This window comes from Microbacterium abyssi (assembly GCF_015277895.1).
GTDB classification, from domain to species: Bacteria; Actinomycetota; Actinomycetes; order Actinomycetales; family Microbacteriaceae; genus Microbacterium; species Microbacterium abyssi.
The window spans coordinates 2,924,278-2,937,501 of record NZ_CP063815.1 but is presented as its reverse complement, the minus strand read 5'-3'; the positions used below and the strand labels follow the sequence as shown (position 1 = coordinate 2,937,501).

General features: G+C 67.4%; 13 protein-coding genes. 7 read left to right on the top strand and 6 right to left on the bottom strand.

Annotated features, from left to right (window positions below):
• Nucleotides 1-5: 5 nt before the first annotated feature.
• A complete protein-coding gene (locus IM776_RS14135; RefSeq protein WP_194420716.1) occupies nt 6-683 on the bottom strand; it encodes a FadR/GntR family transcriptional regulator in 678 nt (225 codons plus the stop codon).
• Nucleotides 684-730: 47 nt separating this feature from the next.
• Between IM776_RS14135 and IM776_RS14130 the strand changes: the two genes are divergently transcribed.
• A complete protein-coding gene (locus IM776_RS14130; RefSeq protein WP_194420715.1) occupies nt 731-1,606 on the top strand; it encodes an amidohydrolase family protein in 876 nt (291 codons plus the stop codon).
• Between the two features lie 280 nt (nt 1,607-1,886).
• Here the strand turns inward: IM776_RS14130 and IM776_RS14125 are convergent, their stop codons facing one another.
• Both IM776_RS14125 and IM776_RS14120 read right to left on the bottom strand, forming a co-directional pair.
• Nucleotides 1,887-2,639: an SDR family NAD(P)-dependent oxidoreductase gene (locus IM776_RS14125; protein ID WP_194420714.1), complete on the bottom strand. Its 753-nt coding sequence runs from the start codon at nt 2,637-2,639 to the stop codon at nt 1,887-1,889.
• Nucleotides 2,636-3,496 (bottom strand): fumarylacetoacetate hydrolase family protein, encoded by an 861-nt coding sequence (locus IM776_RS14120; protein WP_194420713.1) that lies wholly within the window; start codon nt 3,494-3,496, stop codon nt 2,636-2,638. Before IM776_RS14120 ends, IM776_RS14125 begins: the two co-directional genes overlap by 4 nt.
• A 124-nt stretch (nt 3,497-3,620) precedes the next feature.
• Between IM776_RS14120 and IM776_RS14115 the strand changes: the two genes are divergently transcribed.
• From IM776_RS14115 to IM776_RS14105, 3 genes are all read left to right on the top strand, one after another.
• Complete coding sequence (locus tag IM776_RS14115; protein WP_194420712.1) at nt 3,621-4,916, top strand: L-fuconate dehydratase; 1,296 nt, start codon at nt 3,621-3,623, stop codon at nt 4,914-4,916.
• Nucleotides 4,903-5,865 (top strand): aldo/keto reductase, encoded by a 963-nt coding sequence (locus tag IM776_RS14110; protein WP_194420711.1) that lies wholly within the window; start codon nt 4,903-4,905, stop codon nt 5,863-5,865. The genes IM776_RS14115 and IM776_RS14110 overlap by 14 nt, the downstream gene beginning before the upstream one ends.
• 91 nt (nt 5,866-5,956) lie before the next feature.
• Nucleotides 5,957-6,376: an RbsD/FucU family protein gene (locus IM776_RS14105; RefSeq protein ID WP_194420710.1), complete on the top strand. Its 420-nt coding sequence runs from the start codon at nt 5,957-5,959 to the stop codon at nt 6,374-6,376.
• Here the strand turns inward: IM776_RS14105 and IM776_RS14100 are convergent.
• Entirely contained in the window at nt 6,373-7,245 is an 873-nt protein-coding gene (locus IM776_RS14100; RefSeq protein WP_194420709.1) for a sugar phosphate isomerase/epimerase family protein, read from the bottom strand. The genes IM776_RS14105 and IM776_RS14100 overlap by 4 nt on opposite strands.
• Nucleotides 7,246-7,442: 197 nt before the next feature.
• Here IM776_RS14100 and IM776_RS14095 point away from each other — a divergent pair, with 197 nt between their 5' ends.
• The 3 genes from IM776_RS14095 to IM776_RS14085 all read left to right on the top strand — a co-directional run bounded on the left by IM776_RS14095 (nt 7,443) and on the right by IM776_RS14085 (nt 11,059).
• A complete protein-coding gene (locus tag IM776_RS14095; protein ID WP_194420708.1) occupies nt 7,443-8,945 on the top strand; it encodes a sugar ABC transporter ATP-binding protein in 1,503 nt (500 codons plus the stop codon).
• The gene (locus tag IM776_RS14090; protein ID WP_194420707.1) at nt 8,945-9,976 is read left to right on the top strand and encodes an ABC transporter permease; all 1,032 of its coding nucleotides are present in this window, start codon (nt 8,945-8,947) and stop codon (nt 9,974-9,976) included. The genes IM776_RS14095 and IM776_RS14090 overlap by 1 nt, the downstream gene beginning before the upstream one ends.
• A gap of 81 nt (nt 9,977-10,057) precedes the next feature.
• A complete protein-coding gene (locus IM776_RS14085) occupies nt 10,058-11,059 on the top strand; it encodes an ABC transporter substrate-binding protein (protein WP_194420706.1) in 1,002 nt (333 codons plus the stop codon).
• A gap of 257 nt (nt 11,060-11,316) precedes the next feature.
• Here IM776_RS14085 and IM776_RS14080 read toward each other — a convergent pair whose 3' ends face one another.
• Both IM776_RS14080 and IM776_RS14075 read right to left on the bottom strand, forming a co-directional pair.
• Complete coding sequence (locus IM776_RS14080; RefSeq protein WP_194420705.1) at nt 11,317-12,276, bottom strand: phosphotriesterase family protein; 960 nt, start codon at nt 12,274-12,276, stop codon at nt 11,317-11,319.
• Nucleotides 12,276-13,205, bottom strand: coding sequence for a shikimate dehydrogenase family protein (locus IM776_RS14075; protein ID WP_194420704.1), 930 nt, complete (start codon nt 13,203-13,205; stop codon nt 12,276-12,278). Before IM776_RS14075 ends, IM776_RS14080 begins: the two co-directional genes overlap by 1 nt.
• Nucleotides 13,206-13,224: the final 19 nt, after the last annotated feature.

Below are 13,224 nucleotides of genomic sequence, written 5' to 3'. Positions count from 1 at the left end.
ACGGATCAGGCAGTCGCGGCCTGACGCAGCCAGCGCTCGACGCCGGCGATGTGCGCGGTGGCGAGCGATGTGGCCAGGTTCGGATCGTGCTGTGCGATCGCGTCGGCGATCGCACGGTGCTCGGACAGCGTCCGCTCGACCGCGCCCTGCTCGGTGAGTCCACGCCACACCCTGGCCCGCACCGTCTGGCCGCTGAGGCTCTCGATCAGGCTCGCGAGGTAGGTGTTGCCGGCCATCCGCACGATCTCACGGTGGAAGCGGATGTCGTGATCGACGAGATCGTCGATCGTAACGTCGGCGTCGAGGGACGAGATCTCGGCGTGGAGCGCGGCGACGGCGTCATCGGTGCCCAGCGTCGCAGCGAGTCCGGTGGCCTGGGACTCCAGCATCCGCCGCACGGCGAAGATCTCGAGGAGAGAGTCGTCGTCGTGCATGTCGGCGACGAAGGAGATCGCCTCGAGCAGCAGGTGAGGCTCGAGGCTGGTGACGTACGTGCCGTCGCCGCGGCGCACATCGAGCACTCGGATGACCTCGAGGGCCTTCACCGCCTCGCGCATCGAATTGCGCGAGAGTCCGAGCCGCTCGGCGAGCTCCTTCTCGGGCGGCAGGCGGTCGCCGGGGGAGAGCTCTCCGGACACGATCATCGCCTTGATCTTCTCGATCGCCTCATCGGTGACAGCCATGACCGTCATTCTAGCCATTGGTCGGATGTCTGCGGCAGGATGGTCGTATGCGTGTTCTTGATTCACACCTGCACCTGTGGAACCCGTCCCGACTGGCGTACGACTGGCTGGAGGGACCGTTGCTCGCGCGCTTCGCCGCGGAGGAGGTGGCGGCGGCGCGAAGGCCGGAAGACGAGCACGCGGCGGTCTTCGTGCAGGCCGATTGCGCGCCCGAGCAGTTCTTCGACGAGGTCGAGTGGGTCGCCTCGATCGCCGCGACCACGGGCGTCGAGGGCATCGTCGCAGGTGTCCGGCTCGATCGCGGCGCTGAGACGGAACGAGACCTGGATGCTGTCGCGCAGCATCCGCTTGTCGTCGGCGTCCGGCATCTGCTGCAGGGCGAGGCGGACGGGTTCGCCGGGGACGAGGCTTTCCGCGCCGGCGCTCAGATGCTCGCGGAGCGAGACCTGACCTTCGATGCATGTGTGCGCGGCGTGACCCAGCTGCGCGACGTCGCCGCGCTCGCCGCCGATCTCCCGCGGCTGCGGATGGTGCTCGACCACCTGGGAAAGCCCGAGGTCGGGACCGCGGGGTCGCCGGTCGCACCGTCTGCGGAATGGGCGGATGCTCTGCGCGCTGTTGCCGCGCACGAACAGGTGTTCTGCAAACTGTCCGGCCTGCCGGCCGAGGCGGGCGGTGACTGGAGCCCCGTCCAGCTGGAGCCGTTCTTCGATGTCGCGCTGTCGGCGTTCGGCGAGGATCGGCTGATGTTCGGCAGCGACTGGCCGGTCTCAGCGGTCACCTCCTCCCCGCGCGGCGCAGTCATCGACCCTGATGTGATCGGCGCGTGGGCGGACGCGGTCGCGTCCTGGGCGGCATCCCGCGATCTCGCCGTCGACGCGATCATGTGGGACAACGCCGCGCGCTTCTACGGACTCGCGTAGCGACCATGGGTGAAGCGCGCGCGGGCTGATCCGAGTCGCGTATCCCCGCGGACGTTGCAGCCTCCCCGTGGGTCGTTGAGCGAGCGTCAGCGAGTCGAAACGGCGTGAGCGAGCGCAAGCGAGTCGAAGCCACGACAGAGGTCCAGGCTTCGACTCGTCGCCTCCGGCTCCTCGCTCAGCCCGTTTCGTCTGCGTCGCTGCGCGACTCCGCTCAACGACCCGCGTGGGACAGCATCCCGGTGACTCCGCTCAACGACCGGAGAGTTCCTGCGCCCGGGGGCTACTCCGCGCGCAGGCGCAGCTGCGCCATGCCTCCGTCGACCTCGATGAACGTGCCGGTCGTCGATCCGGCAGCGGGACTCACCAGATACGCGACGGCAGCCGCGACCTCGTCTGGGCTGACCAGCCGGCCGTGCGGCTGCCGGGCCTCGAGGGCCGTGCGCTCCGCGTCGGGATCGGCCGCCTGACCGAGCAGACGCCCGACCCACGGAGTGTCGGCAGTGCCCGGGTTCACGGCGTTCACGCGGATGCCCTCGCGCAGATGGTCCGCCGCCATCGCGCGGGTGAGCGCAGAGACGGCGCCCTTCGACGCGCTGTACAGGGCGCGCTGCGGCAGTCCCGTCGTCGACGCGATGGATGCCGTGTTGCACACCGCCGCCGCAGTCGACCGGCGCAGCCACGGCAGGGCGGCCGAAGTCACGCGCGCGATGCCGGTTACGTTCACGGACAGCACACGGGCCCACTCGTCGTCGTCGTTCACGCTGATGTCGCCGACCGCGCCGATGCCTGCGTTGTTCACGACGATGTCGATGCGGCCGAACCTCTCCGCGACCGCCGCGACCGCGGCATCCACGCTCGCGCGATCCGAGACGTCGGCCGTGAACGCGGCGAAGCGCTCGTCGGCGCCGGACGTGTCGCGGTCGAGCACGGCGATCTGCGCGCCGTCGGCGTGCAGCCGTGCGGCGATGGCCGCACCGATGCCGGATGCGCCGCCGGTGACGATCGCGACGAGACCTTCCAGCTGTGCACTCACTTCGCCGACTCCCACGCGACGAACTTCTGGCGCTGGTGTCCGAGCCCGTCGATCTCGATGTCGACGACGTCACCATCGGTGAGATACGGGTACTTGCCCGACAGCGCCACGCCCTGCGGGGTGCCGGTGAGGATGAGGTCGCCGGGCTCGAGAGTCACGTACTGCGACAGGTGGTGCACGATGGTGCGCACGTCGAAGATCATGTCCGAGGTGTTCGAGTCCTGACGGGGCTCGCCGTTCACGAAACTCCGCAGGTTGAGGGCTCCGGCGTCGACCTCGTCCGGGGTGACGAGCCAAGGGCCCGTCGGGTTGAAGCCCGCCGCGATCTTGCCCTTCGACCACTGTCCGCCCGAGACCGCCATCTGGAAGTCGCGCTCGGAGACGTCGTTCGCGGTGACGTAGCCGGCGATGTGCGAGTCGGCTTCGTCCGGCGAGTCGAGGTAGGCGACGCGGGCGCCGATGACGATGCCGAGCTCGACCTCCCAGTCGGTCTTCTCGCTGCCTCGGGGGATCGTCACGGTGTCATTCGGGCCGACCACGGTGTTCGGCGTCTTCAGGAAGATGATCGGGATCTTCGGCGGCTCGGAACCCGATTCCGCCGCGTGCGCGGCGTAGTTCATGCCGATGCAGATCACCGCGCTCGGCCGGGCGATCGGGGCGCCGATGCGCAGATCCGCAGCGTTCTCGAGTTCGGGAAGCTCTCCGGCTGCCAGCGCCTCGGCCACGCGAGTGCGGAAGTCGCCGGCGAGGAAGTCTCCGTTGACATCGGATGTCACAGGCCGGAGGTCGAGGTGTCGGTCGCCGTCGATCAGGACGGGAATCTCGGATCCAGGGGCGCCAAGCCGCGCGAACTTCATGGTTCTCCTACCTCGTTGGGGAGCCGCCATCAGGCGGCATGTCTGATTGACAGTATAGACATCCGATGTTTACACTCCAAGGGATCCGTGCAGATTGATTCGCTGCACGCAGGAGAGGACCGCTGTGAGCCGCATCGTCGCCCTTGAGACGACTGACATCCGCTTTCCCACGTCTCTGAGCCTGGACGGCTCCGACGCGATGAACCCAGACCCGGACTACTCGGCGGCATACGTCGTGATCCGCACAGACGCATCCGACGACATCGCCGGCCACTCCTTCGTGTTCACGATCGGTCGCGGCAACGACGTGCAGGTCGCCGCGATCGACGCGCTCGCCGGTCACCTCGTCGACCGCGAGATCGAACCGCTGCTGGATGACATGGGCGGCACATTCCGCGACATCATCGGCGACTCGCAGCTGCGATGGCTGGGCCCGGAGAAGGGCGTCATGCACATGGCCATCGGCGCCGTGATCAACGCGTTGTGGGACATCAAGGCCAAGCGCGCGGGACTCCCGCTCTGGCAGCTGCTCTCGAGGATGACGCCGGAGGAGATCGTCGACCTCGTCGACTTCCGGTACCTCACCAACGCGCTCACCCGCGAGGAGGCGCTGGAGATCCTCCGCGCCGGCGTGGCCGGACGCGAAGAGCGCGAGGCCGAGCTGCTGGCCACCGGCTACCCGGGGTACACGACCAGCCCCGGCTGGCTCGGCTACTCCGACGAGAAGCTCGAGCGCCTCGCGCGCGAGGCGCTCGCTGACGGCTTCACGCAGATCAAGCTCAAGGTCGGTGCCGACCTCGACGACGACATCCGCCGCTTCCGCAAGGCCCGCGAGGTCCTCGGGCCCGACTTCCCGATCGCGATCGACGCGAACCAGCGCTGGGAGGTGTCGGAGGCGATCGAATGGGTGAACGCGCTCGCCGAGTTCAAACCGGCCTGGATCGAGGAGCCCACCAGCCCGGACGACATCCTCGGTCACGCGGAGATCGCACGCGGCGTCGCGCCGATCCGGGTCGCGACCGGAGAGCACGCGCAGAACAGGATGATCTTCAAGCAGCTGCTGCAGGCGGAGGCGATCGAGGTCATGCAGATCGACGCCGTGCGCGTCGCCGGCGTGAACGAGAACATCGCAAACCTGCTGCTCGCGGCGAAGTTCGGCGTGCCGGTCTGCCCGCATGCCGGCGGAGTCGGCCTCTGCGAGGCCGTGCAGCACCTGTCGATGTTCGACTTCGTCGCCGTCACGGGAACCCGTGAGGGGCGCCTGATCGAATACGTCGACCACCTGCACGAGCACTTCGTGGTGCCCACCGACATCCGGGGCGGCTCCTACATGGCGCCGACCGCCGCCGGTGCGAGCATGGAGATGAAGGCGGAGAGCATCGCGAAGTACGCCTGGACGGGTGCGCATGTCACGGACTGAGCTGGAGATCCCGACGCTCGGGTACGGCGCCGCGAACGTCGGCAATCTCTTCCGAGCGCTCACGGATGACGAGGCCTGGGCAGTGCTGAATGCCGCGTGGGATGCCGGCATCCGCTACTTCGACACAGCGCCGCACTACGGGCTGGGTCTGTCGGAGCGGCGGCTCGGCGCGTTCCTGCAGACCAAGCCGCGCGAGGAGTACTTCCTGTCGACGAAAGCCGGACGGCTGCTGCGCCCGAACACCGCGTACGCCGGCGGTCTCGACACCGACAACGACTTCTTCGTCCCGGACGATGTGCAGCGGGTGTGGGACTTCTCGGATGCCGGCATCCGAACTTCGCTCGACGAATCGCGCGAGCGACTGGGGATCGACCGGATCGACCTCGTCTACCTGCACGACCCGGAGCGCCACGATCTCGACCTGGCGATTGCGGAGGCGTTCCCCGCGCTCGAACGGCTGCGCGCTGAGGGTGCGGTCGGTGCGGTCGGCGTCGGCTCGATGGTGTCGGAGGCGCTCGCGCGGTCGGTGCGCGAGGCCGACCTCGATGCGGTCATGATCGCCGGCCGGTACACGCTGCTCGAGCAGCCCGCCGCCGAAGAGGTGCTGCCGGTCTGCCATGAGCGCGGGACCGGTGTGGTCGCGGCATCCGTCTTCAATTCCGGCCTGCTCGCGAAGGTCGAGCCGACCCGCGACAGCCGCTACGAGTACGGCGGCGTGCCCGACGAGATCTGGGACCGGCTGCAGCGCATCGTCGCCGTGTGCCGCGCCCACGACGTGCCGCTGCCTGCGGCCGCGATCCAGTTCCCGCTCCGGGATGCCGCCACCCGATCGGTCGTGGTCGGCAGCTCCCGCCCGGAGCAGGTGCGGCAGAACGCCGGACTCGCGGCTGTCGAGATTCCTGCGGATTTCTGGGCCGAACTCGCCGCCGAGAAGCTGATTGGGACCTGACCACGCGTTCAGGTCGCGATCGTTGTCGTTATGAGACGCGTATACCGGCAGAATGTGCGACCTGAACACGCCGCTCGACCGAGGAGGAACCATGCTCGAAGGAATCAACCCGCTGCTGACCGGTGAGCTGCTGCTGCACCTCGACCGCATGGGCCACTCGGATGCCGTTGTCATCGCCGACGCGCACTTTCCCGCGTGGGCGCTGGGCGAGCGCGCGGTCGATCTGCCCGGCACGACGACGCCGGAGGTGCTCGCCGCGATCCGCACCGTCGTCCCGCTGGATGACGCGCCGGGACTCGACCTCATGGAGTCCGCTGACGGCGAGGTGCTGGACGTCCAGCGCGAGCTGATGGATGCCGCGGGCACGACCCTCGAGACCACGAGGTTCGTCGAGCGCTTCGCGTACTACGAGGTGGCGAAACACGCCTACCTCATGGTTCGCACCGGCGAGACCCGAAAGTACGGCAACGCGCTGCTCCGCAAGGGCGTCGTCGGGCATGCCTCCGCCTAGTGCAGGTCGATGGTCCCGACGGCGTGCAGCGCGTCGCGGATGTAGCGGTTGGCGTGCGCGGCGAGGTCGTCGGAGTCCTGCCACAGGTTGCGCCAGATGCCCAGCGTGTTGCTGAGCTCGGCGCTCACCACGGCAGACGAGAACGACTCGAACACGACCGGTCCGTCGTAGGCGACGTCGTGCAGCGCGCGGAAGAACGTCGCGAAGTCGACCGTGCCGGTGCCGAGGTATCCGCGGTGGCTGTCGCCGATGTGCACATAGCCGAGCTTGCCGGCCCTCGCGACGTCGTGCACCGGCTGGAAGAAGTCCGACTCCTCGATGTTCATGTGGTACGTGTCCAGGTGAACGCTGACGTCCTCCGCGACGTCGTCGAGGAAGGCCAGAGCGCCGCGTCCGGTGTTGAAGACGTTCGACTCGTAGCGGTTGACGACTTCGAGCGAGAGTCGGATGCCGCGCTCCGCGGCCTTCGCCGCGAGACCGGAGATCGCCTCCCGACTGTTCGCAACGCCTGCGGCGCTCACCGGGGTCATGTACTTGCCCATCGCCGAGTAGATGACGCCGCACAGCACGTCGCCGCCCATGGTCGCGACGTGGTCGAGGCAGCGCTCCAGCGTCGAGACACCGGCGGCGACGACAGCGGGGTCGTCGCTGGTGAGATCGGTGGCGGGCGTCAGCCCGAGGGATGCCGTCACCGCGAGGTCGTTGTCGCGCAGCATCCGGCCGGCGAGGTCCGAGTCGAAGCCCGCTGCATCCATCAGCGGAATCTCGATGAGGTCGAAGCCGGCGTTCTTCGTCCCCTCGATGGCGCGCCGCAGGCCCGCCTCGTCGAAGGTGCCGGTGAAGACCAATCCGTGCGCGCCGATGAGCATTTCGATCCCTTCCACTGCGCGTTCGAGCGCATCCGTGACAAAGTTGTTATTACAGGTCTACCATGGGGAGAACGCATTAGGTACATTTAGATACAACTTGCGCAGAGCCGATCGAGCCTGCACAATTGACCCGATGTTTGAAATGGATTCCACGAAGGAATCGACCCGAAAGACCCTTCAAGGAAGCAGGTGAGCACATGAGCGATCCCATCCTCCGGGTGGAAGGCATCAGCAAGGGCTTCCCCGGTGTGCAGGCACTCGAGGATGTGCACCTCGAGGTGCGCGCCGGCGAGGTGCTCGTGCTCGTGGGCGAGAACGGCGCCGGCAAGTCGACTCTGATGAAGATCCTCTCCGGGATCTATACCCGCGACGAGGGCACCATCACGTTCGAGGGCAAAGAGGTGGAGCTGACCAGCCCGCTCCAGGCCCAGCAGCTCGGCATCACGATCATCCATCAGGAGCTCAACCTGATGCCCGACCTCACCGTCGCGCAGAACATCTTCATCGGCCGCGAGCCCACCTCTGCGGGCCTCCTCTCCGAGCGTCGCCTCAACAGGCAGACCGCCGAACTGCTGCAGCGTCTGAACATCCGGCTCGATCCGCGCCAGAAGGTCGGCGAGCTCACGGTCGCCGAGCAGCAGATGGTCGAGATCGCCAAGGCGCTGTCCTTCAACGCCAAGGTGCTCATCATGGACGAGCCGACCTCCGCGCTGACCGACAGCGAGGTCGAGACGCTGTTCACCCTGATCGAGCAGCTCAAGGCGGACGGCACCGGAATCGTCTACATCTCGCACCGCATGGACGAGCTGCGCCGCCTCGCCGACCGGGTGAGCGTGCTCCGCGACGGGCAGTACATCGGATCGCTCGAGAAGAGCGAGATCAGCGTCCCGAAGATCATCGAGATGATGGTCGGCCGCGTCATCGACGAGGGCACCCGCCCCGCCGCCCGCGATCACCAGGACGCTCCCATCGTGCTCGATGTGGACGGCCTGTCCACCAGAGTCCTGCTGAAGGACGTCTCCTTCCAGCTGCACCGCGGAGAGATCCTCGGGTTCGCGGGCCTGATGGGCGCGGGGCGCACCGAGACGGCTCGCGCCGTCATCGGCGCCGACCCTCGCAGTGCCGGAACCATCAGGATCAACGGTCGCGACGCCAAGATCCATCAGCCCGAGGATGCTGTCAAGCGCGGCGTCGGATACCTCTCCGAGGACCGCAAGCAGCTCGGCCTCATGCTCGAACAGGACGTCACGTTCAACACGGTCCTCGCCTCGCTGAGCAGCTACGCGGGTGCACTGGGCTGGATGGGCGACGGCAAGGCCAAGAACCAGACCAAGCAGTACGTGCAGCAGCTGCGGGTGAAGACCCCGTCGGTAGGACAGATCGTCAAGCTGCTCTCCGGTGGGAATCAGCAGAAGGTCGTCATCGCCAGATGGCTGATGCGCGACTGCGACATCCTCATCTTCGATGAGCCGACCCGAGGGATCGACGTCGGTGCGAAGGAGGAGATCTACCGGCTCATGCAGCAGCTCGCAGACGCCGGAAAGTCCATCATCGTCATCTCGTCGGAGCTCCCGGAGATCCTGCGCGTCGCGAACCGCATCGTCGTGTTCGCGAACGGCCGGATCACCGGAACGCTCCGCAACGAAGAAGCCAGCCAGGAGAAGATCATGCAACTCGCAGCCCACGGGGAGGAAGACTGATGAGCACCCCACAGCAGTCCGGAGAGACGACGACCGTCATCCAGCAGGCCGTCAATGAGGACACCGACAAGCGCGACGTCGCCGGCTTCCTGAAACGTCAGGTTCAGCAGTCGCTGGCGTTCGGCACGCTCGTGATCCTCGTGATCTTCTTCGCCATCGCAAGCCCGAACTTCTTCACGTTCAGCAACATCGCCACGGTGCTGCTGTCCACTGCGGTGATCGGCATCCTCGCCCTCGGCACGACCTTCGTGATCATCACCGGCGGCATCGATCTGTCGCTCGGGACCGGGATGGCGCTGTGCGCCGTCATGACCGGTGTGTTCATCACGAACTGGGGGCTGCCGGTGTGGCTGGGCCTCATCGGCGGCGTCGGCACCGGTGTGCTGATGGGACTCATCAACGGTGTCAACGTCACGTTCCTGCGCCTGCCTCCCTTCATCGCCACGCTGGCGATGATGATGATCGCCGGCGGTCTGGCCCTGGTCGTCTCCAACGTCGCGCCGATCTACTTCTCGTCGTCCGCCCCGGACTTCAAGAAGATCGCACTCGGCGTCATCATCCCCGGCATCCCGAACGCGGTCCTCATCACGGCGGTCCTCGCGATCATCGCCGCGATCGTCCTGTCGAAGACTCTGCTGGGTCGCTACACGTTCGCGATCGGGTCGAACGAAGAGGCCACGCGCCTGTCCGGAGTCAACACCCGCCGCTGGACGATCTTCATCTACATGTTCGCCGGTGCCTTCACCGGCATCGCCGGCATCGTCATCGCCTCCCGCCTCGACTCGGCTCAACCGCAGATCGGCATGGGCTACGAGCTGCAGGCCATCGCGGCCGTGATCATCGGCGGCACCTCGCTGCTGGGTGGCCGCGGCTCGATCCTCGGCACTGTGATCGGCGCGCTGATCATGAGCGTGCTGGTCAATGGCCTCCGCATCATGTCGATCCAGACCGAGTGGCAGAACGTCGTGGTCGGCATCGTCGTCCTGCTCGCGGTGTTCCTCGACTCGCTGCGCAACCGCCAGCGAACCTGATCGTTCCCTTCCCTGTCCACATCGTCGGCCCCGGCCGGCACCCATCACAGATCAGTACCCATCACGAACAATGGAGTTTCCATGAAATTCGGCAAGAAGACCGCATTCGCGGCCCTGGTGGCCGCATCCGCTCTCGTCATGGCCGGCTGTGCCGGCGGTGGTGACGTCATCGAAGAGGGTGGCGACACAGGCGGTGGCAGTGGCGACGGCGAGATGTACATCGCCCTCGTCTCGAAGGGCTTCCAGCACCAGTTCTGGCAGGCCGTCAAGAAGGGCGCTGAGCAGAAGGCAGAAGAGCTCGGCGTCCGGATCACCTTCGAGGGCCCGGCCGCAGAGACCGAGATCGCCCAGCAGCTCGAGATGCTGACGGCGGCGATCGACAAGAACCCGGATGCCATCGCGTACGCAGCCCTCGACCCAGAGGCATGCGTCGCCCCGCTCGAGAAGGCGAAGTCGCAGGACATCCCGGTCGTCTACTTCGACGCTCCGTGCAACGGCGACGTGGGCCTCAGCCTCGCGGCCACCGACAGCAAGGTCGCCGGCGCTCTGGCTGCCGAGCACATGGCAGAGCTCATCGGCGGAGAGGGCGAGGTAGCGATCGTCGGTCACTCGCAGATCAACTCCACCGGTGTCGAGCGTCGTGACGGCTTCGTCGAGAAGATCGAGTCGGACTACCCGGACATCGAGATCGTCGACATCCAGTACGGCGACGGCGACCACCTGAAGTCCGCCGACATCGCCAAGGCCATGATCGCCGCGCACCCTGACCTCAAGGGCATCTACGGCACCAACGAGGGCTCGGCCATCGGCGTCGTGAACGCGGCGAACGAGCTCAACCTCGAGAAGGGCAAGCTGACGATCATCGGCTTCGACTCGGGAGCAGCCCAGATCAACGCGATCAAGGACGGCACCATGGCCGGCGCGATCACGCAGGACCCGATCGGCATCGGCGAGCAGGTCGTCCAGGCCGCGTACGACGCGGCCAACGGCGACTCGGTCGAGGAGTTCTACGACACCGGCTCGTACTGGTACGACGCCGACAACATGGAAGACGAGAAGATCGCCGCAGTCCTCTACGAGTGATCCTCTTCTGACGCGGGCGGCCGCTCACCTTCGGGTGAGGGGCCGCTTCGTCGTTCGGATGCTGTGGGGTGGCTTCGACTCCCTTCGGTCGCTCAGCCCGTTTCGTCTTCGGCGGCTCCGCCGCCTGCGCTCAACGACCCGCAGGATCTGACGCCGTTGGTCGTTGGCTCGCTCAACTCCCTGCAGGATCTGATCCGCGGGTCGTTGAGCGAGCGGAGCGAGACGAAACGCGGTGAGCGACGAGTCGAAGCGTCCCCTCACCCCAGGTCGAGCAGCCGAGCGGGATTGGCGACCAGCATCCGCTCCACGGCATCCGTGCCGATCGCCGAACGCAGCCGCGGCAGGTAGCGCTCGCCGAGGTAGGCGAGGCCGGGCATGCCGCCGTAGGAGATGTACCGGGTGCGGCGGGCGACGTCCCCGCCGAGCAGGATGCGGTCGGCGCCGACGCGCTCCACGACCTGCTCTGTAAGCGCGAGCAGCTCCGCATCGGATCGCGTGCGGGGGCGTGCGAAGCCGTCGTACCCGAGGTAGGCGCCACGCTCCACAAGCGAGGCGTGCAGCGCCGGATCGGGGTCGCGGTCGGCGTGCGCGAGGACGACCCGATCGGATGCCACGCCTTCCGCCGCCAGCAGGTCGAGGACTTCGTGCGCGGCCGTGCAGAACTCCAAGTGCACCATGACCGGCGCGTTCGTCGCGCGGTGCGCGGCAGCCAGGCCATCGAGCGTCGTCCGCTCGAACGCGCTGATCCGCCAGTAGTCGATGCCGCCCTTGAGCATGCCGGCGCGCACCGGACGGCCCTGCGGCGCTCGGGCGATCGGCACGTCGGGGCTCTCGAAGACCACGGCGTCGTCGGCAGGCATCCCCCTGGTGATATCGGCGATGAACAGCTCGGCGAGCTGCTCGGCGTTCCATACCTGCATCGGGTGGTCGTCGCCGTAGTGCGCCTCGCGGTGCCGGCCGGTCGTGGCGACGATGCGCAGGCCGGTCGCCGCGCTGATGCGCGCGACGGCCTCCGGGTCACGACCGAGGCCGAAGGGCGTGGCATCCACCATCGCGGCGAAGCCGCTGTCTCGAAGGAGAACGGCTTCGGCGCTCGAGGCGTCCTCATCGTCGAGCTCGTCGCCCGGCAGCAGCGGGGTCGCCTGGAAGAGGTGCTCATGATAGTTCGTCGGCCCGAGTGTTGGGGGTGCGACGTCGCCGAGCACGGTGCGGATCATCAGCGCACTCCCTCGGCGGCCTCCGCGAGCTGCTCGACGATCTCCGGGGTCAGCGTCAGCTCGAACACGTCGGCGACGACCTGCGACCAGCCGTGGATGAAGTAGCGCCAGCCGTCGACCACGTGCAGGCCGCGCTCGGCCTCCTGCGCGCGGGCCTGGTGGAGGAACTCCAGTGAGCCGCGGTAGTTGAACTCCCATACGTACGCGCCCTCGGGGAAGACGACGTCGTCGGGCAGCGGGGAGCCGGGGCGATCCTTGCCGAGCCCGGTCGCGTTGACGACGAGCGATCCGGGCGGCGCCGCGGCGACCAGTGCTGCGGCATCCTCGACCGAGTCGGTGCGGACGTACTCGATGAGTCCGTCACGAGTGCCGTGCTGGCGATGGACTTCGCGCAGGTGCTCGAGCTTCGCGTCGTCGCGAGCGGTCACGGTCACCTTCGAGGGGGCATCCGCACGTTCGGACAGGGCCCAGCTCAGCGCCGTGCCCGAGCCGCCGGCGCCGAGGATGATGACCTCGGCCCCGGTGCGTGCGAAGTGGTCGGCTGGCAGGAAGTCGTTCAGCGCGAGGTCTACCGTGATCGGGTCCTTCGCCCTGCCGGACAGGCGCGAGCCGCGCTTGGCGATGCTGGAGATCTCCGAGCACGACTCCGCGAACGGGTCGAGCTCATCGAACAGGTCGGATGCCGCGGCGTAAACGTTCATCTTGTGCGTGGTGACCAGAGCGCCGCGGTGGTGCGGGTCGTCGCGGATCTGCTCGACCATCGCCCGGTACTGCTCGGTCGTGGCATCCATCGGCAGATCGTGCCCCACGAGCGTGCGAGTGGGCAGCGCCAGGATGTCGGCCCACAGCGGGAACACCTTCATGATCGACGACGAACCGGTGGTGACGCCGACGAAACCCATGTAGTCGGAGGCGGAAGTGCTGGTCATCGGGGGCCTTTCGTAGAGG